This is a genomic window from Roseibium aggregatum, from assembly GCF_014692675.1.
GTDB lineage: Bacteria > Pseudomonadota > Alphaproteobacteria > Rhizobiales > Stappiaceae > Roseibium > Roseibium aggregatum_C.
On the sequence record NZ_JABFCZ010000021.1, the window covers coordinates 12283 to 31289 of the forward strand.

15 protein-coding genes and 1 other RNA gene are annotated in these 19007 nt (G+C 61.1%); 7 read left to right on the forward strand and 9 right to left on the reverse strand.

The features are described 5' to 3' along the window. Positions 1–28: 28 nt before the first annotated feature. Both HK439_RS18325 and ffs read right to left on the reverse strand, forming a co-directional pair. Positions 29–1849, reverse strand: a complete 1821-nt coding sequence (locus HK439_RS18325; RefSeq protein WP_190292923.1) for a DNA polymerase III subunit gamma/tau — start codon at positions 1847–1849, stop codon at positions 29–31. A 131-nt stretch (positions 1850–1980) separates the two neighbouring features. Further along, positions 1981–2079: signal recognition particle sRNA small type (gene ffs / locus HK439_RS18330), an RNA gene on the reverse strand. Between the two features lie 178 nt (positions 2080–2257). Here ffs and HK439_RS18335 point away from each other — a divergent pair. The 4 genes from HK439_RS18335 (at position 2258) to HK439_RS18350 (ending at position 5751) form a co-directional block, all read left to right on the forward strand. Beyond that, complete coding sequence (locus HK439_RS18335) at positions 2258–2677, forward strand: HIT domain-containing protein (protein WP_190292924.1); 420 nt, start codon at positions 2258–2260, stop codon at positions 2675–2677. Positions 2678–2723: 46 nt separating this feature from the next. Continuing rightward, a complete protein-coding gene (gene nudC, locus HK439_RS18340) occupies positions 2724–3674 on the forward strand; it encodes an NAD(+) diphosphatase (RefSeq protein ID WP_209011925.1) in 951 nt (316 codons plus the stop codon). 55 nt (positions 3675–3729) lie between these two features. Further along, entirely contained in the window at positions 3730–4938 is a 1209-nt protein-coding gene (locus HK439_RS18345) for a lytic murein transglycosylase (RefSeq protein WP_190292925.1), read from the forward strand. 75 nt (positions 4939–5013) lie between these two features. Continuing rightward, positions 5014–5751 carry an FkbM family methyltransferase gene (locus HK439_RS18350; RefSeq protein ID WP_190292926.1) on the forward strand — a complete coding sequence of 246 codons (738 nt, stop codon included), beginning with the start codon at positions 5014–5016 and terminating at the stop codon, positions 5749–5751. A gap of 78 nt (positions 5752–5829) precedes the next feature. Here the strand turns inward: HK439_RS18350 and HK439_RS18355 are convergent, their stop codons facing one another. The 7 genes from HK439_RS18355 to HK439_RS18385 form a co-directional block, all read right to left on the reverse strand. Further along, positions 5830–7461: an ABC transporter ATP-binding protein gene (locus HK439_RS18355; RefSeq protein WP_209011926.1), complete on the reverse strand. Its 1632-nt coding sequence runs from the start codon at positions 7459–7461 to the stop codon at positions 5830–5832. Between the two features lie 16 nt (positions 7462–7477). Next, entirely contained in the window at positions 7478–8614 is a 1137-nt protein-coding gene (locus HK439_RS18360) for an ABC transporter permease (RefSeq protein ID WP_190293018.1), read from the reverse strand. 51 nt (positions 8615–8665) lie between these two features. Beyond that, positions 8666–9781: a microcin C ABC transporter permease YejB gene (locus HK439_RS18365; RefSeq protein ID WP_190292928.1), complete on the reverse strand. Its 1116-nt coding sequence runs from the start codon at positions 9779–9781 to the stop codon at positions 8666–8668. Positions 9782–9828: 47 nt separating this feature from the next. Beyond that, positions 9829–11688: an extracellular solute-binding protein gene (locus HK439_RS18370; protein ID WP_190292929.1), complete on the reverse strand. Its 1860-nt coding sequence runs from the start codon at positions 11686–11688 to the stop codon at positions 9829–9831. A 26-nt stretch (positions 11689–11714) separates the two neighbouring features. Beyond that, a complete protein-coding gene (locus HK439_RS18375) occupies positions 11715–13595 on the reverse strand; it encodes an extracellular solute-binding protein (RefSeq protein ID WP_190292930.1) in 1881 nt (626 codons plus the stop codon). Between the two features lie 120 nt (positions 13596–13715). Next, on the reverse strand, positions 13716–15140 hold the full coding sequence (locus tag HK439_RS18380; RefSeq protein ID WP_190292931.1) for a diguanylate cyclase: 1425 nt from the start codon (positions 15138–15140) through the stop codon (positions 13716–13718). A gap of 158 nt (positions 15141–15298) precedes the next feature. After that, positions 15299–15853 (reverse strand): c-type cytochrome, encoded by a 555-nt coding sequence (locus HK439_RS18385; protein WP_190292932.1) that lies wholly within the window; start codon positions 15851–15853, stop codon positions 15299–15301. Positions 15854–16295: 442 nt separating this feature from the next. Between HK439_RS18385 and HK439_RS18390 the strand changes: the two genes are divergently transcribed. The 3 genes from HK439_RS18390 to HK439_RS18400 are packed head-to-tail and all read left to right on the forward strand — an operon-like array spanning position 16296 to position 18986. Then, the gene (locus tag HK439_RS18390; protein ID WP_190292933.1) at positions 16296–17033 is read left to right on the forward strand and encodes a 3-deoxy-manno-octulosonate cytidylyltransferase; all 738 of its coding nucleotides are present in this window, start codon (positions 16296–16298) and stop codon (positions 17031–17033) included. Positions 17034–17047: 14 nt separating this feature from the next. Beyond that, positions 17048–17938, forward strand: coding sequence for a prephenate dehydratase (locus HK439_RS18395; protein WP_190292934.1), 891 nt, complete (start codon positions 17048–17050; stop codon positions 17936–17938). 46 nt (positions 17939–17984) lie between these two features. Continuing rightward, positions 17985–18986 (forward strand): adenosine kinase, encoded by a 1002-nt coding sequence (locus HK439_RS18400; RefSeq protein WP_190292935.1) that lies wholly within the window; start codon positions 17985–17987, stop codon positions 18984–18986. The last annotated feature ends 21 nt before the right edge of the window (positions 18987–19007 follow it).

The window sequence follows — 19007 nt, forward strand, 5'->3', positions numbered from 1 at the left end:
GAAAACAGAGAGCAAACGGGAATTTCGTTTACTCTTCGTCGGCATCGTCGTCGCCTAGCGCCTCACCCAGAAGCGGGTCGGCGAGTTCCTCGTCCTCGTCGGTCTCCTGGACGCTGACGTTGACGATCTTCGCGCCGGGAAACTTGCCGAGCAGTGCTGCGACCGTTGGATGCGCGCGGGCATCGGACAGGAGCATTTCCCGGTTCGCTTCGCGTTCCTCGTGGATCGTCGGACGACCCTGAGCCCGGCTGATGCTGACGATCCAACGGGTGCCTGTCCATTCGGTGAGCTTGCGGCCGAACTCGCCGGCAATGTCGGCCGATGCGTCCTCGGTCGGCTGGATCTCGATCCGGCCCGGCTCGAACTTGACGAGCCGCATCTGGCGCTCAATAGCGACCTTCATCGGGATGTCGCGCTTTTCGGATGCCAGTGCCGCGCAGTCCTGGAGAGAGCCGAGCGCAACCGCCGGAACGGCCGGCTGGACCTGAGGCGCTGCCTGGGGCCTGATCTGGGGCGGTCGCTGAGCGCCGCCGCCGGCGATGGCGGCAAGCTTCGGCCGTGGCTCGAAGGAGGCGGCCGGACCGCCGCCACCGGGTCCACCAGAAGAACCAGTTGGGGCAGGCGCCCCGCCACCGGCGGAAATCGTTCCGCCGCTTTTCAGAAGCGCCAGCGCCTCGCCCGGATCGGGCAAATCGGCCGCATAGGCCAGACGGACCAGCACCATGTCGGCGGCGGCCAGCGGCTTGGGCGCGGCCTGCACTTCCTGAACGCCCTTCAGCAGGATCTGCCAGGCCCGGGACAGGGCGCGCACGGACAGCTTTTCGGCGAACTCATGACCTTTCAGCCGTTCCGTCTCGGTGACCGAGACATCCTCGCCCGCCTTCGGCACCACCTTCATCCGGGTCACCAGATGGGTGAAGTCGGCCAGATCCGTCAGAACGATCGCGGGATCGGCACCGACCTGGTACTGGGCAGCGAGTTCCTCCATGGCTTCGGCGACGCGGCCGGCCATGACATGGTCGAACAGGTCAATCACCCGAGCCCGGTCGGCAAGACCGAGCATCTGGCGAACCTCATCGGCCTCGATTGCGCCGGCCCCGTGGGCCATGGCCTGATCGAGCAGGGAGAGCGAGTCACGGGCCGAGCCCTCACCGGCTCGGGCGATCAGGGTCAGGGCCTCGTCGGTGATCTGAATGCCTTCGGCATCGGAAATGCGGCGCAGGAGGCCGACCAGCTTCGGCTGCTCGATCCGGCGCAGGTCGAACCGCTGACAGCGGGACAGAACCGTGATCGGAACCTTGCGGATTTCCGTGGTGGCGAAAATAAACTTCACATGCTCGGGCGGCTCCTCGAGCGTCTTCAGGAGGCCGTTGAAGGCCGCCGTCGACAGCATGTGCACTTCGTCGATGATGTAGACCTTGTAGCGCGCCGTCGCCGGACGGTAACGCGCAGCGTCGGTGATCTCGCGAATGTCGTTGATGCCGGTGTGGGAGGCGGCGTCCATCTCGATGACATCCACATGCCGGCCTTCCATGATGGCGCGGCAATGGGTGCCTTCCTGTTCGAGCTTAACCGTCGGCCTGTCGGCTTCGCCGGGAACCTCGTAGTTGAGGCCGCGGGCGAGGATGCGGGCGGTGGTGGTCTTGCCGACCCCGCGCACGCCGGTCAGCATCCAGGCCTGGGCGATGCGCCCGGTCTCGAACGCGTTTTCCAGCGTCTGCACCATGGGCTCCTGACCGACCAGATCCTCGAAGGTCTGGGGCCGGTACTTGCGCGCCAGCACCCGGTAGGCGCCGTCTTTCGCAGCCCCGGTCTTCACGCCATCTTCAGGAAAAGCCATCTCGTCCATGGGCGCACCATACCGCCTTTTTTGCGCCGGTGTCGTGATCCTTTTCCGATTTTTCTGTGCACCATCGGCAAAAGAAATCGGGCGCCACAAGACACCCTTACGGCACATTCGGAACGGACTTTAAGGAAAGGGTGGGAGGCTGGCACGGTGACCCGTGCCGAGATCTCGTTAGGGCTGCTTCCTTCCAGACCTGACCCGGTTGGCGAGTGGCTCGTCCACCACCAACCTCCCGAGGCCCTTATATCAGAACGAAGGGGGCCTTTGGCAAGGGGGTGGGACGAATTGTTTGCCGGCTGGCCGATACCGGAAAAACCGGTCCGCCAAGCCCCTCGCCCAAGACCCTCGCCAAGGCTTCTTTTCATGGTGTAGGCTGTCGGCGTTTTATTTCAGATGCGGACCCGCCTTTTCATGATTCAGTTCGATCTCAACCCCCGTCTCGAAGGCGACAGCTACCCGGTCATCGACCTCGAGCTGTGCGCTGTCCGGCTGATGAAGGATGCCAATTATCCCTGGGTCCTGATGGTACCGCGCAAGTCCGACCTGATCGAAATCATCGACCTGGACGCCCGTGACCGGGGCCGGCTGATGGAGGAAATCGCCGCCGTCTGCGAGGCGCTGAAACAGGTGACCGACTGCGAGAAGCTCAACGTCGGGGCGCTTGGCAACCAGGTGTCCCAGCTGCATGTGCATGTGATCGCCCGCTTCCGGGACGATCCGGCCTGGCCCGGCCCGGTCTGGGGCGTCGTTCCGCCCGAGCCTTACGACCATGACAAGGCAGATCAACTCATTAATGCACTCAAGTCGGCGCTGACCGGTTCTTCGGACTGAACCTTCCAGCGACACCGCCCCCGAATTCAAAGCCAAGGATCTTCTCATGACGGCATCGGCCGGAAAGCCGCATGGTCGAACATCGATCATGAACTTCATCGACAACAGGCTCGATCGCCTCGCGGTGCGGCGGGGCGATACGAACTGGATCAAGGATCAGCTTTACCGCAGTGACACCGAAGTCGTCCTGTCCACCGCAAACCGGCTGGTTCTGCCCGTAGACAACCCTTCACATATCGGATTGCCGCTCGGCAGAACGGTCGAGCTGGGCGCAAACCTGGAGGAGATGATTTTCCTCGGCCTGGACAACACGCGAAATCGCGCGCTCTTCGCCGCCACGACTCCCGGCAGCGACGAGGAAATGGAGGCCGTCGAGGGCGTCAGGGTCATCGACCTGCGCACGCTGGCGCTGGAAGCGGAACATTCCCGGGAAGACCTGAGTGCCCTCTCCCAGGCCCGGGCCCTCATTCACTGGCATCGCACCCACCGGTTCTGTTCGCGCTGCGGTCAGCCGACGACGCTCGCGGAAGCCGGTTACCGGCGCGATTGCCCGTCCTGTGGCGGACAGCATTTCCCGCGCACCGATCCTTGCGTGATCATGCTGATCACCGACGGCGACCGGGCGCTGCTCGGACGGCCGCCGCGGCTGGCGGAAGGCATGTTCACCACCCTTGCCGGTTTCATGGAGCCGGGCGAGACCATCGAACAGGCGGTCCGCCGCGAAACATTCGAGGAAGCCGGCATCCGGGTCGGCGATGTGCGCCTGATCTCCAACCAGCCCTGGCCCTTTCCGGCCAATCTCATGCTCGGCTGCCATGGCGATGCGCTGTCGAGCGAGATATCGATCGGCGACGACGAACTGGAAGCCTGCCGCTGGTGCGACCGGGCAGAAGTCCGCCAGATGGTGGACGGCACGCACCCGCTGGGCCACCGCATCCCGCCGGCCATATCCATTGCCCATGAGCTGATCGTCGGCTGGCTCGGTGAGGCGGACTGAGTTTCCGCCATGACGTGTTAGGGTTGCGTCCGGTCCCCGGTCAAAGGAGCGATTCGTGATCAAGGCGCTTGGTGTTTTCCCGCTGATTTTCATTCTGGCCGGATTTGCCCTGCCGGCGCATTCGGGACCGTACGACAAGGAATTCAGGGCCTATCTCGACAACCAGGTGATCCCCGCCGCTGAGAAGGCCGGCGTCTCCTCCCAGACCCTTCAGCGGGAACTCAAGGGCCTGACCCCGGACACATCGCTTCCCGGCCTCGTCGGCCCCGGCGGCAAGGGCGCACCGCCGAAGATCAATTTCCAGGCGGAATTCCGGGAACCGGCCAATTATTTCAGGGACAGCCAGTTCAATGCCCAGATCGGCCCCGGACGCCGGAAAATGCAGCAGCATGGGGCGGCCCTGGCGCAGATTGAAAAACGCTACGGTGTGCCGAAGCGGATCATCCTGGCCATATGGGCCCGGGAATCGGGCTATGGCGGCGCAAAGATCCCCTATGACGCCATCCGGGTGCTGGCGACCCGGGCCTTCATGGGCCAGCGCCCGGACTTCTTCAAGGGTGAGCTGATCGCGGCACTGAAGATCCTGCAAAGCGGCGATGTCTCCAGGGCGGCAATGAAGAGCTCCTGGGGCGGGGCCATGGGCCAGCCGCAGTTCCTGCCATCGAGCTTCTTGAAATATGCCGTCGATTTCGACGGCGACGGCCACCACAACATCTGGAGTTCCGACGTCGACGTAATGGCCTCCATCGCCCATTACCTGCAGCAGCACGGCTGGGTAAGCGGACGGGACTGGGGCTATGAGGTCTACCTGCCCGATACGGTCTCCTGCACACGCGAGGGCCCGGACAACCGCCAGCCCATCCGCGACTTCGTCAGGGAAGGCGTCAAACGGGTCAGCGGCAAGCCGTTTCCCGACTACGAACTGGCGCGCCCGGGCAATATCCTGATGCCTGCCGGCCGATACGGCCCGGCGTTCATCGCCACGGAGAACTTCTACGTTCTGAAGGACTACAACGAGAGCGACACCTACGCGCTTTTCGTCGGCCATCTCGCGGACCGGTATACAAGCAACAAGAGCTTCGTCGGCGCCTGGAAACCGACCCGGAAAACCACCCGGGGAGCGGTGCGCACCCTGCAGCAGGTCTTGCAGAAGAAGGGCTACGACGTCGGCGGCGCGGACGGTCTCATCGGCTACAAGACCCGCAGGTCCATCGGCAAGGACCAGGAAGCGCAAGGGGCCTTTGCCACGTGCTGGGTGGGATGAGCGGACTTGCGCAGGCCATTCCAGGCCTTAAAAGGGGAGCGACATGACGATCTGACAGAATGGATTTTTTTACCGGTGTCCCCCTCTTATCTTGCATTGCGCTGGATGCGCTTCCTTAGATCCGTTGCCAAACGCACCAGGACGACTTTTCTCTACAATCACAAGATCCACGGGCGATTGCTTCTGGACAGCAGCGAACCGATGTCGCTGGCGCTGTATAGCGGATACGAATACGAAACCGATGAATTCGCGCTGATCCAGACCCATCTCCAGACCCACCCAACCGATGTATTTCTCGATATCGGGGCAAACTGGGGCGGTTATTCCCTGCTGGCCGCACGATGCGGCGTGCCGCAGATCGAGGCATTTGAACCGAACCGCAAGGTTTTCGGACTGCTTGCCGCCAATATCACGCTCAACCGCTTTCACAACCAGATCCGGGCCTGGAACATTGCAGCCGGCGACACGGACTGCGAGACCGAACTTCACATCGATCCCCGGGCAACGGAAGTTTCGACGCTCTCGCCCGATGCCATGCCGAAACGGTGGCAGTTTAGTAGTATCCAGAGTTGTTTCGTCCGCCGCATCGGCGACTTCCTCCCGATCCGGGACAAGACCGTGTTCATCAAGGTCGATGTGGAAGGCTTCGAACAACAGGCGATTGCCGGTTTGAATTCCATCTTGCGGAACAACAAGGTCCATATGATGGTCGAAGTCCTGAATGATCAACACACTTTCGAAGCTTTTGCGGATGCTCACGGGCTGAAGCTGAGGTCGCAATTCGGAAGTAACTTCATCCTCGAGAGCGCTTAAACCGCTCTGCTGCTCCAACCAAGCCGGTAAGAGAGCCGCAAAATTGTGGCCGCGGCGATTGACCCGGCCGGGTGAGGGTCACTCGCTCACCACGCCTTCCGGCGCGGTTTCCAGGCGGAACGCGGCGGCCATGAGCGCCTTGGTGTAGTCGGTCTTCGGATTGTCGAAGATCTCCTCGGCGCGGCCGGCCTCGACCACCTTGCCCTGGCGCATGACGATGACATCATTGGCAAGCGCGCGCACGACCTTGAGATCGTGGGAAATGAACAGATAGGCCAGACCATGGGCCTTCTGCAGGTCGCGCAGCAGATCGACCACCTGGGCCTGAACGCTCATGTCCAGTGCCGAGGTCGGCTCATCCAGCATGACGAATTTCGGTTCCAGCACCATGGCGCGGGCCACGGAAATGCGCTGGCGCTGACCGCCGGAAAACTCGTGCGGATAGCGCCAGCGCGTCGACGCATCGAGACCGACCTCCTCCAGCGCCCTGGCGACCTTGCGGTCGCGCTCTGCCGCCGACAGATCCGGAAAGTGCACCTTCAGGCCTTCACCGACGATGTCGGACACCGACATGCGCGGCGACAACGCGCCGAAGGGGTCCTGGAAGACGATCTGCATGTCGCGGCGGAGCGGCCGCATTTCCTTCCACGAATTTTCCTGGATGTCCCGGCCGTTGAAGGTGATCTTTCCCGTTGAGGAAATCATCCTGAGAATGGCAAGGCCAAGCGTCGTCTTGCCGGATCCGCTTTCGCCGACGATCCCGAGCGTCTGGCCTTCGCGCACGGCGACATCGATGCCGTCGACGGCCTTCACGTACCCCACCGTCTTGCGCAGAAAACCGCGTTTGATCGGGAACCAGACCTTCAGGTCCTCGGCCTCGACCACGACCTGTTTCGTCGTGTCGGAGACCGGCGGCTTGCCCTTGGGTTCGGCAGCGAGCAGGTGTTTGGTGTAGGGATGCTGTGGATTTTCGAAGATGTCCTTCACCGGCCCGTGCTCGACGATCTGGCCCTTGGTCATGACGCAGACCCGGTCGGCGAACTTGCGTACGATGCCCAGGTCATGGGTGATGAACAGCATGGCCATGTGGCGCTCGTGCTGCAGGTCCTTCAGGAGCTTCAGGATCTGCGCCTGCACGGTCACGTCAAGCGCGGTGGTCGGTTCGTCGGCAATCAGGAGGTCCGGTTCGTTGGCAAGGGTCATGGCGATCATGACACGCTGGCGCTGGCCGCCTGACAATTGGTGCGGATAGGAATTGAGCCGGCTCTCCGGATCGTGGATGCCGACCTGGTTCAGGAGTTCCAGGACCCGCTCACGCGCCTTCGAGTCGCTCATGCCCCGGTGGATCTTCAGGATCTCCGACACCTGCCGCTCGACCGTGTGCAGCGGATTGAGCGAGGTCATCGGCTCCTGGAAGATCATGGAAATCTCGTTGCCGCGCACCTTGCGCAGGGTCTTCTCGTCTGCCTTGAGCAGGTCCTCGCCGCGATAAAAGATTTCGCCCGTGGGGTGAGACGCTGCCGGATAGGGCAGAAGCTTCAGGATCGACAGGGCGGAAATGGATTTGCCCGATCCGCTTTCGCCGACCAGGGCGACCGTCTCGCCCTTCTTGATGTCGAAGGAAACGCGGTCCAGCGCCAGATTGGTCTTGCCGGCCTGGGTAAAGGCGACGGACAGATCCTTGACGGATACCAGGGTGTTAGAGGTCATATCGGTCATCCCCTCCTCACCCGAGGCTCTTGCGCGGATCGAAGGCGTCGCGCACCGCTTCGCCGATGAAGATCAGAAGGCTCAGCATGAGCGAGATCACGATGAAGCCGGTGATCCCGAGCCAGGGCGCCTGAAGGTTGTTCTTGCCCTGGGCCAGGAGTTCGCCCAGCGAGGCGGATCCGGGCGGCAGGCCGAAGCCGAGGAAGTCGAGGGCCGTCAGGGTCGAGATCGATCCGTTCAGGATGAAGGGCATGAAGGTCAGGGTCGCCACCATCGCGTTGGGAAGCAGATGGCGCCACATGATGACCGGGTTGGAAACGCCCAGAGCACGCGCCGCCGCAATATATTCGAAGTTCCGGCCGCGGAGGAATTCCGCGCGCACCACCCCCACCAGCGACACCCAGGAAAAGGCCAGCAGGATGGCGAACAGGATCCAGAAACTCGGTGTGAAAACGGATGAGATGATCAGGATCAGGTAAAGGGTCGGCATTGCCGTCCAGATCTCGATGAAGCGCTGAAAGAGCAGATCGAGCCAGCCGCCATAGTAACCCTGGACGGCGCCGGCGGCGACACCGATCACCGAAGATGCCAGGGTCAGGACAAGGCCGAAGAGAACGGAGATCCGGAAGCCGTAGACAAGCCGGGCGAGCACATCGCGGCCCTGGTCGTCGGTCCCGAGCCAGTTCCAGTTGCCGATGTTGCAGTTGGGATCGTTCACGCCTTCGGGATAGCGCTGGCAGCGTTCCTTCTTGTCCATCATCCACGACGGCGGCGCAGGCGCGGGCACCGGAATCGCGTTGTTCACGGTCCGATAGGAGTAACGGACCGGCGGCCACAGCATCCAGCCGTTTGAATTGATTTCGTTTTGAACGAACGGGTCGCGGTAGTCGGTGATCGCCAGGAAACCGCCGAATTTTTCCTCCGGGTAATTCACAAAGACCGGCGCCAGGATCTCGCCCTTGTAGGAGACGATGATCGGCCGGTCGTTGACCAGGAATTCGGCCAAGAGAGACAGGATGAACAGCACCAGAAAGATCCAGAGGGACCAGAAGCCGCGACGGTTCGCCTTGAAACTAGCAAGCCGGCGCCGGTTGATCGGCGACAGGGAAAAACGCGCCGGCGGCGGCGCCGTTTCCCCCGGCAGCGGATTCATGACATCGAGGCCGGTTTCTTCCAGGTCTTTATTCAGGCGACTATCCACTTGTCAGACCTCCCGGCTTTCGAAGTCGATCCGGGGATCGATCCAGGTGTAGGTGAGGTCCGAGATGAGGTTCACCAGCAGCCCCATCAGCGAGAAGATGTAAAGCGTGGCGAAGACCACCGCGTAGTCGCGGTTGATCACCGATTCGAAGCCCAGCAGCCCGATCCCGTCGAGCGAGAAGATCGTCTCGATCAGCAGAGACCCCGTGAAGAACGCCGAGATGAAAGCTCCCGGGAAGCCCGCGACCACGATCAGCATGGCATTTCGGAAAACGTGTCCGTAGAGCACCTGGCGTTCGGTCAGCCCCTTGGAGCGGGCCGTTACCACGTATTGCTTGCGGATCTCGTCCAGGAACGAGTTTTTGGTCAAAAGCGTCGTTGTCGCGAAGGCCGACAGGGACAAGGCGGTCAGCGGCAGGACCAGATGCCAGAAATAATCGGCAATCCGAGCCGGCCAGGACAGGGTCTCCCAGTTCTCTGATGTCAGGCCGCGCAAGGGAAAGAGATCAAGGAACGACCCGCCAGCGAAAAGCACGATCAGGAGCACGGCGAACAGGAAGCCCGGTATGGCATAGGCGACGATAATGACGCCGGAGGTCCACACGTCAAATGTGGAGCCGTCCTTGACGGCTTTCCTGATCCCGAGCGGAATGGAAATCGAATAGGAAATCAGTGTCATCCACAGGCCGAGCGATATCGAAACCGGCATTTTTTCCAAGATCAGGTCCGTGATCCGGATGTCCCGGAAATAGCTGTCGCCGAAGTCGAACCGGGCGTAGTTCCAGAGCATATCCACGAAGCGCTCCAGCGGCGGCTTGTCGAACCCGAACTGGGCCTCGAGCTGCTTGATGAATTCCGGATCGAGCCCCTGGGCGCCCCGGTATTTGGAGGTCACGCTGTCGCCGGCACCGGCACCGGACGCCTCGTTCATGGTGCCGCCCATATCGCCGCCGCCGCCGGAAATGCGTGCGGTCGCGGAGACGTCCGTTCCCGAAAGCTGGGCGATCACGCGTTCCACCGGTCCGCCGGGTGCGAACTGGATGATGACGAAGTTGATCGCCATGATGCCGATCAGCGTCGGGATCATCAGGAGAAGGCGTCGGAGAATATAGGCGCCCATATCGGTCTTTCACTGCCTCTTTTGCTGCGGCTTTTCAGGTCGCTACTCTAACTTTCCTTGCCGATTTTTTTCGCCTTTTCTGTGTCGACCCACCACGTGGTTTCAACAGGCAAATCATAAAACGGCGGCTTTTCCGGGTGACCGAACATATCCCAATAGGCCAGCAGGTGGTTCGGATTGTACCAGTGCGGAACCGCGTAATAGCCCGCGCGCAGAACGCGATCGAGCGCCCGGGCGGCAATCGTCATCTGTTCGCGGGTTTCGGCGCCAATCGCCTTTTCGATCAGGGCATCGACCGCCGGATCGGCGATGCCCGCGAGATTTCGGCTGCCGGGCACAGACGCCGCCTTGGACCCCCACAATTGCCGGATCGCGTCGCTCAGGGTGGCGCCCGTCGGAACCCTCTGGGTCGTGACATCGAAATCGAAGGTGTTCAAACGCGACTGGTACTGGGCCGGATCGACGAGCCGGAAGGTTGCCTCGATTCCCAGACGTTCCAGGTTCTTGGTGAACGGCAGAACAATCCGCTTGAAGCTGGGCGTATTGTTAAGAAATTCGATCGTGAACGGCTTGCCGTCCGGGCCGTTGAGGACGGACCCGTCCCGCTTGAACCCCGCCTCGCTCAGCAATCGCGCAGCCTCTCGCAGCAGCTTGCGGTCAAAGCCCGAGCCGTCGGAGACCGGAGGCGCTGGCGCCTCTTCAAAGACGTCCGCCGGCACCTGGCCGCGGAAGGGCTCCAGCAGGGCAAGTTCCCCCGCCGACGGCCTGCCTTCCGCCTTCATTTCCGAATTTTCGAAATAGGACGCCGAGCGCGTATAGAGCCCGTAAAACAGCACCTGGTTGGTCCATTCGAAGTCGAAGGCATAGCCGATGGCCTTGCGGACCCGCGGATCCTTGAACTTGTCGCGGCGCGTGTTGAAATACCAGCCCTGGGCCCCGGCGGGACGGTTGTCGCGGATCTCTTCGCGGACCACCTTGCCTTCCTCGACGGCGGGAAAATCGTAACTCGTCGCCCAGATCTTGGAGGTGAATTCCTCCTGGAACGTAACCGTGCCTTTCTTGAACGCTTCGAAGGCGGCCTGACGTTCGCGAAAGAAGTCGATGCGAACGACATCGAAATTGTAGCGCCCGACGACAACCGGCAGGTTTGTGGCCCAGTAATCCTTCACCTTTTCGTATTCGACATAACGTCCGACCGCGTGGTCTCCGACCTTGTAGGGGCCGGAAGACAGCGGCGGGGTCAGGGTCGACTGCTTGAAGTCGTAGTCCGTGTAGTAGCGTTTGGAGAAAATCGGCAGTTCGGCCACGAACAGCGGCAGTTGCCGGGTCTGTTTTCCCGAAAACTGCACCGCGACACGCGTGTCGTCCCGCGCCTCGGTATCGACCATTTCCTGGAGGGTCTGGCTGATCTGCGGGTGGCCGTCCGCCTTCAGCAGCATGAGCGAAAACGCCACATCCTCGGCCGTCAGCTTCGAATCGTCGTGAAACTTCGCTTCCGGACGCAGGTTGAAGACGTAGGTATTGCCGTCCTCAGAGATCTCGACGCTTTCCGCCAGGAGCCCGTACATGGCGTCCGGCTCGTCGAGAGCCCGCACCATCAGCGTATCGAAGCACAAACCCATGCGCGGCGGCGCATCGCCCTTCAGGATATAGGAATTGAAGGTATTGTAGGTCAGCACATTCTGGTTATAGGCCCAGCTCGGCGGCCGGAAATTGATCCTGCCGCCCTTGGGCGCGTCGGGATTGACGTAGGCGAAATGAGAAAACCCGGGCGGATATTTCAGGTCCCCGAAAACCGACAGCCCGTGCCTCCTGTCCGCGGCAAACGCCGGCAGCATTAACCCCGGAACGCCGTAGAGCGCGGCGGCGGCGCCCGCGCCTTTCAGGACCGTACGTCTGGAAACCATCTAAATTCCGTCCCCCTTGAGATCCGTCACTTCGGCGCCCCTGTCTTGGCAGCTTTCGCCTCGTCGTACCACCAGATGGTCGGAAAGCCGTTCGAATATTCGGGAATATTGTCCGGATGGCCGAAGCGATCCCAACGAGCCGTCCGGTCGAAATCCAGGTACCATTGCGGGATCACGAAATTGTGGAACATCAGGACCCGGTCGAGTGCATGAGTGGCGGCAACCAGTTCATCCCGGTCCTTGGCGAAAATCACCTTGTCGATCAGGGCGTCGACGCCGGGATCCTTGATGCCGGCGTAATTCTGCGAACTCGGCTTATCCGCCGATTCAGACCCCCAGTAGTCCCGCTGTTCGTTGCCGGGCGACAGGCTTTCTCCCCAGCCCAGCGTTGTCATGTCGAAGTCCCGACTGCGCACCCGGTTGATGTACTGAGGTGTATCCAGAACCCGCATGGTCATCTGGATGCCGATGAGCTTGAGGTTTTTCGCATAAGGCAAAACGTATTTTTCAGCGCTCGGATCCTGGGCGATGAACTCGATTGTGAAAGGCTCTCCGGTCTTTGCATTGACGAGCTTGCGTCCGTCCAGCTTGTAACCGGCCTCGGACAGCAGCTTGAGCGCCTCGCGCAGGTTGGCCCGGAGTTTTTGCGGGTCGCCGTTGACCGGGTTCTCGTAAGGCTTGGTGAAGACCTCCGGCGGAACCAGGTCGCGGACGCTTTCCAGGATTTCAAGCTCCTTGCCCTGCGGGAGACCGGACTGGGCCAGTTCCGTTCCGGCAAAGAAGGACGATATCCGCTTGTACTGACCGTAGAAGGCCGTCCGATTGGTGGATTCGAAATCGAACGCCAGATTGAGCGCCCTTCGCACACGCTCGTCTTTGAATTTTTCCCGGCGCAGGTTGGGCACGAAGGCCTGCATTCTTCCCGACGCCTTGGCCGGAAACTCTTCCAGGATCACTTTTCCTTCCTTCTCCGCCGGAAAATCATAGGCGGTCGCCCAGAACTTCGCGACGTTTTCAACGCGCCAGTCGTATTGGTCAGCCTTGAAGGCTTCCAGAGCCACGACGCTGTCCCGGTAGGAATCATAGCGGATTTCGTCGAAATTGTTGGTGCCGACCCGAATGGGCAGATCCTTTCCCCAATAGTCGTCCACCCGTTCGTAGGTAACCTGGCGGTTGGGTTCGAAATCCTTGATCTTGTAGGGGCCGGACCCGAGAGGCGCTTCCAGCAGGCCGCTTCCTATATCACGTTTTTCGCCCTTGGCATTTGTGCCTTCCCACCAGTGCTTCGGCAACACGGTCAGCTGGCCGACGATATGCGGCAGCTCGCGATTGTTCGCGCTGTCGAATTCGAACCGGACGATGTTGCCGGGCAACGCCTTCACGCTGACGACATTGTGGTAATAGAATCTCCGCCGAGGATCGAGTTCGACCGCTTTTTCAAACGACCAGACGACATCTTCCGCCGTGACGGGAACCCCGTCGTGCCAGCGCGCCTTCGGATTGATCCGGTATTCGACCCAGGAGAAATCATCCGGATAGCGGAGTGCTTCGGCAATTACGCCGTATTCGGCGCTGATGTTCAGCTCATCCAGCGACGACTCCATCAGGCTGTCATAGATCAGGCCGAGACCGGGGGCGGCACTTCCCTTCGGCAGAATGGGGTTGAAGGTATCGAAGCCGCCCATGTCCCACATCCGCAGCAACCCGCCCTTGGGCGCATCCGGATTGACATAGTCGAAGTGCTTCACGTCGGGGCCGTATTTGGGCGTACCTGTCAAGGCCGTCGAATAGTGCCACTCCGGCTCCGCCGCCTGTGCCAGGCCCGCGGCAAGGACAGTGCAACAGGCGAAGGCCGCCGCCCGCATCGTCCAGAGCCACTGTTGCCGCTTCGGTTGTCTACCCGGCATGCCTTCCTCCGCAAGACTGGTCATTTCCCGAAACGCGCAACATGCGGTATCGGGTGCTCAACCGGATACTAGGGAGCATCACGGGCGCCGTCACCCGTTCTTGATCAACATGACAGAAATTTAACCGGTCTGGCCAGCAAGGACCGCCGGCTGCTTGATGACGGAGCGGTTGGCTTTTTGATTGTACATGCGCGCATCCGCGATCCGGAGCAGGTCTTCTATGGTACCGGCCTCCTCGGGATAGCTGGCAAAGCCGATGCTTGCCGACAGGCTGATCGTGGCCCCTGGAAGGGTGAATTCCTGGCAGATCTGATCCATCATCCGTTTCAGGAAGCCCTTGCGCTCGTCCTCTTTCATTGCACCCGGCGTCAGGACGATAAATTCATCGCCGCCGACGCGGGCGACCGTGTCGGTCTGGCGGGTCTGGAACTGCAGCCGGTAGCCGACTTCGATGAGCACCTTGTCGCCGACCGCATGGCCGTAACTGTCGTTGATCGGTTTGAAGGCGTCCAGGTCCAGATAAAAAATCTCGAAACCGGACCCGTTGCGGTCGGCCATGGCCAGAAGCTGCTGCATCCGGTCTTCCAGAAGACGGCGGTTGGCCAGTCCGGTCAGGGGATCGTGCAGGGCCATGGTGCGGACCTTGGCGACTTCCTGAATGAGCAGGAAGGCCATGGTCGATATGATCAGCGTGACGACCATGCCCAGAATACGGGTCATCCAGACTTCCTTGCTGTCGATCGACCAGCCACCGACGGGATAGCTGAGGATTTCCCATTTCTTGTCGCCGGGCAGAACCAGCGGCAGACTGACCGCTTCACTGTGCACCAGATCGCCGTCGCCGAAAATCAGATCCGGGCTGCCATCGGATTGCCCTGACGAAACGATCGCGAACCGGTAACCGTCCGAGACCTCCGCCAGTCCGGCAGCCGCAAACAGCCGGCTCTCGTCGAGGACCAGAGTGGCCACCCCCCAATAGTGGCGCTCCGCGATCGGCTGCTGCGGATAGGCGGGCGGGAAAACCGGGACGCGGACCAAGAGGTGGCGGCCGCCCTGAATCATTTCGACCGGGCCGGACAGCACACTGGACCGGCTTTCCATCGCCTTTTCGATCGACGGCCATTGCTTCGGCATCTGGCGATAGTTCAGCCCGATCGCCGCCGCGTTGCCTGAATAGGGATAAATATATTTCACGACGTTGTCGGGCGCGAGGCCGAGCGAGCGGATGAAGGGAACATCGTCGATCAGTTCGGAGCTGAATTTGGTAAACTCGTCCTGGGTCAGCTCGTCCTGGATGACGTAGCCTCTGAGCCCCTTGCCCAGGGAAATTGCCGCGCCGACCTGTCCCTCCAGGCGTGTTCGCGCTTCAGACAGCTTGGCAAGCGCCTTTTGCTGGTGCTGGGCGGCGATGATGTCCTCGACCAGGCCGGCAACATGGGAGGTTATGAAGAAACCGCCGATAAGGCAGCAAACGGCCACGGCAACCGCCGCCCACAACCCCTTCGAATGGGGCAGGGAAAATATCCGGGCGGTTTTAAATCCCATCGACGTGTCAGCCTTTCGCTCGCCGGCGCCTCACTTAACGTAACGACAGAATTACGCAGAAACGTTAAAATTTATTTCAGGCAAAACAAAGAAAGCCGCGCTTACGAAGCGCGGCTTCCAAAATTGGATTTGGCGTAAAGCCTTGAAATTACGAGCGATTATTCCGACGGCAACGGAACCGGGTCCGAAGACTGTTCCCGCATATAGGCAATCACATCCGCCCGGTCTTCAGGCTTGCGCAGGCCGGCAAAGCCCATTGCGGTCCCGTTGATGTAATCCTTCGGCTTGGTCAGGAAATGATCCAGTTCCTCAAAGGTCCAGGCGGCATTTTCTTCGCCGAAAGCGGTCATGGCGGCGGAATAGCCGAAGCCTTCATGGCTACCCGGCTTGCGGCCGATCACGCCCCACAGATCCGGTCCGACCTTGTTGGGGCCGCCTTGTTCGATCGAATGACAGGCCTGGCACTTCTTGAAGATCTTTTCGCCGGACTCGGCAGACGCGGCGACCAGCCGTTCGCTGATCGGTGCCACTTCCGGCACCGCGTCTGCTTCAGGAGTTGAATCCGCCTCACTGGAAGCGACAACGATCTCATATCCGGGCTTACCCGGGATCGTCGGCTCGAAAATGACATCAGATACAATTCCGACACCCATTGTCAGAAGAAGAACCATCAAAACCGCACCAGCGATCTTGTTAAGCGTGAAGGAATCCATTCTCTCCGGCTCCAAGCTAAGACGCGTCCTGATCCGTAACACCAGTTACGAACCCATATCAGCTTTAAATTTGTGCGGAACCTACAAATTTTTTGGCCTTGCTGTCCATAGGTATAAAAGGTCTCAGCCAAAACTTTCGAATAAAGGACACGCGAAAGGCCCGCAGACGGCATGTTCCGGACGATATTTCCGCCGTTTCCAAAGGTATCTAAGGGTTTAAACGGATGCGACGCCGGCAAAGGACCCGGCGAGATACGGGACAAAGGGCAGACGTTTCGGCACAGATTGCCGTCCGGAGACCGCCTTGGGCGTGAAAGCCGCTTGACCATCGCGCGGGCTATGCTCTAGGCCATACCCTCATAAAATCGACTGAAATGGCGCAGCAAACGGCAATGGGCTGCAAGGAAAAGCGCGAAAAGCGGGCCAAGACGGAGAGACGTCCTTGAATTCTGCACTTGTCATTATTCCGGCACGGCTGGGTGCGACCCGGTTGCCGCGCAAGCCGCTGGCGGATATCTGCGGCAAACCCATGATCGTCCGTGTGCTGGAGCAGGCGCAGAATGCCGCCATCGGACCGGTCGTGGTCGCCTGCGACGACCCCGATATCGCGGCGGCCGTGAAGGCGCACGGCGGTGACGCCGTCATGACCCGGGCCGACCATGAATCCGGTTCCGACCGGATCCACGAGGCCGCCAACCTGGTCGACCCGACCAGCGCGCATGATGTCATTCTCAATCTGCAGGGCGATGTGCCGCTGATTGCGCCGGATGCGCTGCGCGCCGCTTTCAGCCCCCTTGCCGACGAGGCCGTCGACATCGGCACCATCATGACCGAAATCCGGGACGAGCGTTTCCGCGACGATCCGAGTTTCGTGAAGGCGGTGACCACTTTGACGCACACCGGCACCAATCGCGCGCTTTATTTTACGCGGGCCACGGCGCCGAGCGGCCCCGGCCCGCTTTATCAGCATATCGGCGTCTACGCCTATCGCCGGTCCGCGCTGGAAAGATTCGTGTCCCTGCCGCCCTCTCCACTGGAGATCCGGGAGAAACTGGAACAGCTTCGGGCACTGGAAGCCGGCATGCGTATTGATGTATCGATCATCGACAGCGCGCCGATGGACGTCAACACACCAGAGGATCTGGAACGGGCTCAAGCCGCCGTCGCAGCCGGGGCTTGATAGAAAGAAGCAAAATGTCTGACCGAAAGAAAATCGTGTTCCAGGGCGAAGTGGGAGCAAATTCCCATACGGCCTGCCGCAATGTCTATCCCGACTATGAGGCCGTTCCCTGCGCGACTTTCGAGGACTGCTTTTACGCGATCGAAAACGGCGAGGCCGATCTGGGCATGATCCCGGTGGAAAATTCGGTCGCCGGACGGGTCGCCGATATCCATCACCTGCTGCCACGCTCCAGCCTGCACATCATCGGCGAATATTTCCTGCCGATCCGTTTCCAGCTCATGGCGCCGAAGGGCGCCAAGATCGAAGGTCTGAAAACGGTTCAAAGCCATGTCATGGCGCTGGGTCAATGCCGGAAGGTGATCCGCGACCTGGGCCTGGCCCCGGTGATCGGCGCCGACACGGCCGGGTCCGCCCGCCAGATCGCCGAACGCAACGATCCGACCGCAGCAGCGCTTGCCCCCGAGATGGCCGCGGACATCTACGGGCTCGACATCCTGCGCCGGAATGTGGAAGACGCCGACTACAACACGACGCGCTTCCTGATCCTTTCAAAGGAGGATCTGGTTGCCGCCAACACGGGCCAGCCGATCATAACGACCTTCATCTTCCGCGTTCGCAACGTGCCGGCAGCCCTTTACAAGGCGCTCGGCGGGTTTGCCACCAACGGGGTCAACATGACCAAGCTGGAATCCTACCAGCTCGAGGGCCAGTTCTTCGCCTCCATGTTCTACGCGGACATCGAAGGTCATCCGGACGACAAGTCGGTTACGCTGGCCCTGGAGGAACTGAAATTCTTCTGCGCCGAGTTCAAGCTGCTCGGCATTTACTGCGCTAGCCCGTTCCGGGAGAAAATCCGCGAACCGGAAGCCAACCGGGCCCTCAGGCCCAGCCCGCAGATCTGACCCGACCCAGGGGGCCTGACCTCAATCCAATTACAGAAAGGTGCCTATGACCGATATCCGTTTTGATGCCCTGTGCATCGGCAACGCCATTTGTGATGTTTTCGCCCACGTTGAGGACGACTTCCTCGTCCGGGAGGATCTGATCAAGGGCTCCATGCGCCTGATCGACACGGAAGAAGCCGTACGGCTCTATGACAAGATGGGCCAGACGGTTCGCGTTTCCGGCGGCAGCGCGGGCAACACGGCGGCCGGTATCGCCTCTCTCGGCGGAACGCCGGCCTTTTTCGGCAAGGTTGCCTCGGACGAACTCGGCGACAGTTACTTTCACGACATGAAAGGGACCGGCGTCCACTTCGAGACCCCGCGCCTCAACGGCGGCACGCCGACCGCCCGGTCGATGATCCTGATCACGCCGGACGGCGAGCGCACCATGAATACCTATCTCGGCGCCTGCACGGAATTCGGCCCCGCAGACGTGGATCCGGACGTGGTCGCGGCCTCGGCCATCACCTACATGGAAGGCTATCTCTGGGATCCGGAAGAAGCCAAGAAGGCGTTTCTGGAAGCTGCGAAGATCGCCCACGCCAACGGCCGCAAGGTCGGGATCACCTTGTCCGATTCGTTCTGCGTCGATCGCTACCGCGCCGAATTCACCGGGCTCCTGCGCGACGGCGTCGTTGACGTGATGTTCGCCAACGAGCACGAAATCAAGGCGCTCTATGAGACCGCCGATCTCGATACCGCCATTGCCGCGGCCCGCGAGAGCGGCGCGATGACCGCCCTGACCCTGGGCGAGAACGGCGCCATGGCGATCACCCGGGAAGAAACCATCAAGGTCACCGCCCAGAAGGTTGACGAGGTGGTGGACCTGACCGGCGCCGGCGACCTGTTCGCCTCCGGTTTCCTGTTCGGCCTTGCGCGGGACTACGACCTCAAGTCGGCCGCGGAACTCGGCTGCCTGTGCGCGGCAAACGTGATCGGCCACGTGGGCGCCCGTCCGGAAACCGCGCTAAAGCAGATCGCCGGCCAGGCCGGTTTCGAAGTCTGATCCGACAGAAACAAAAGAGGC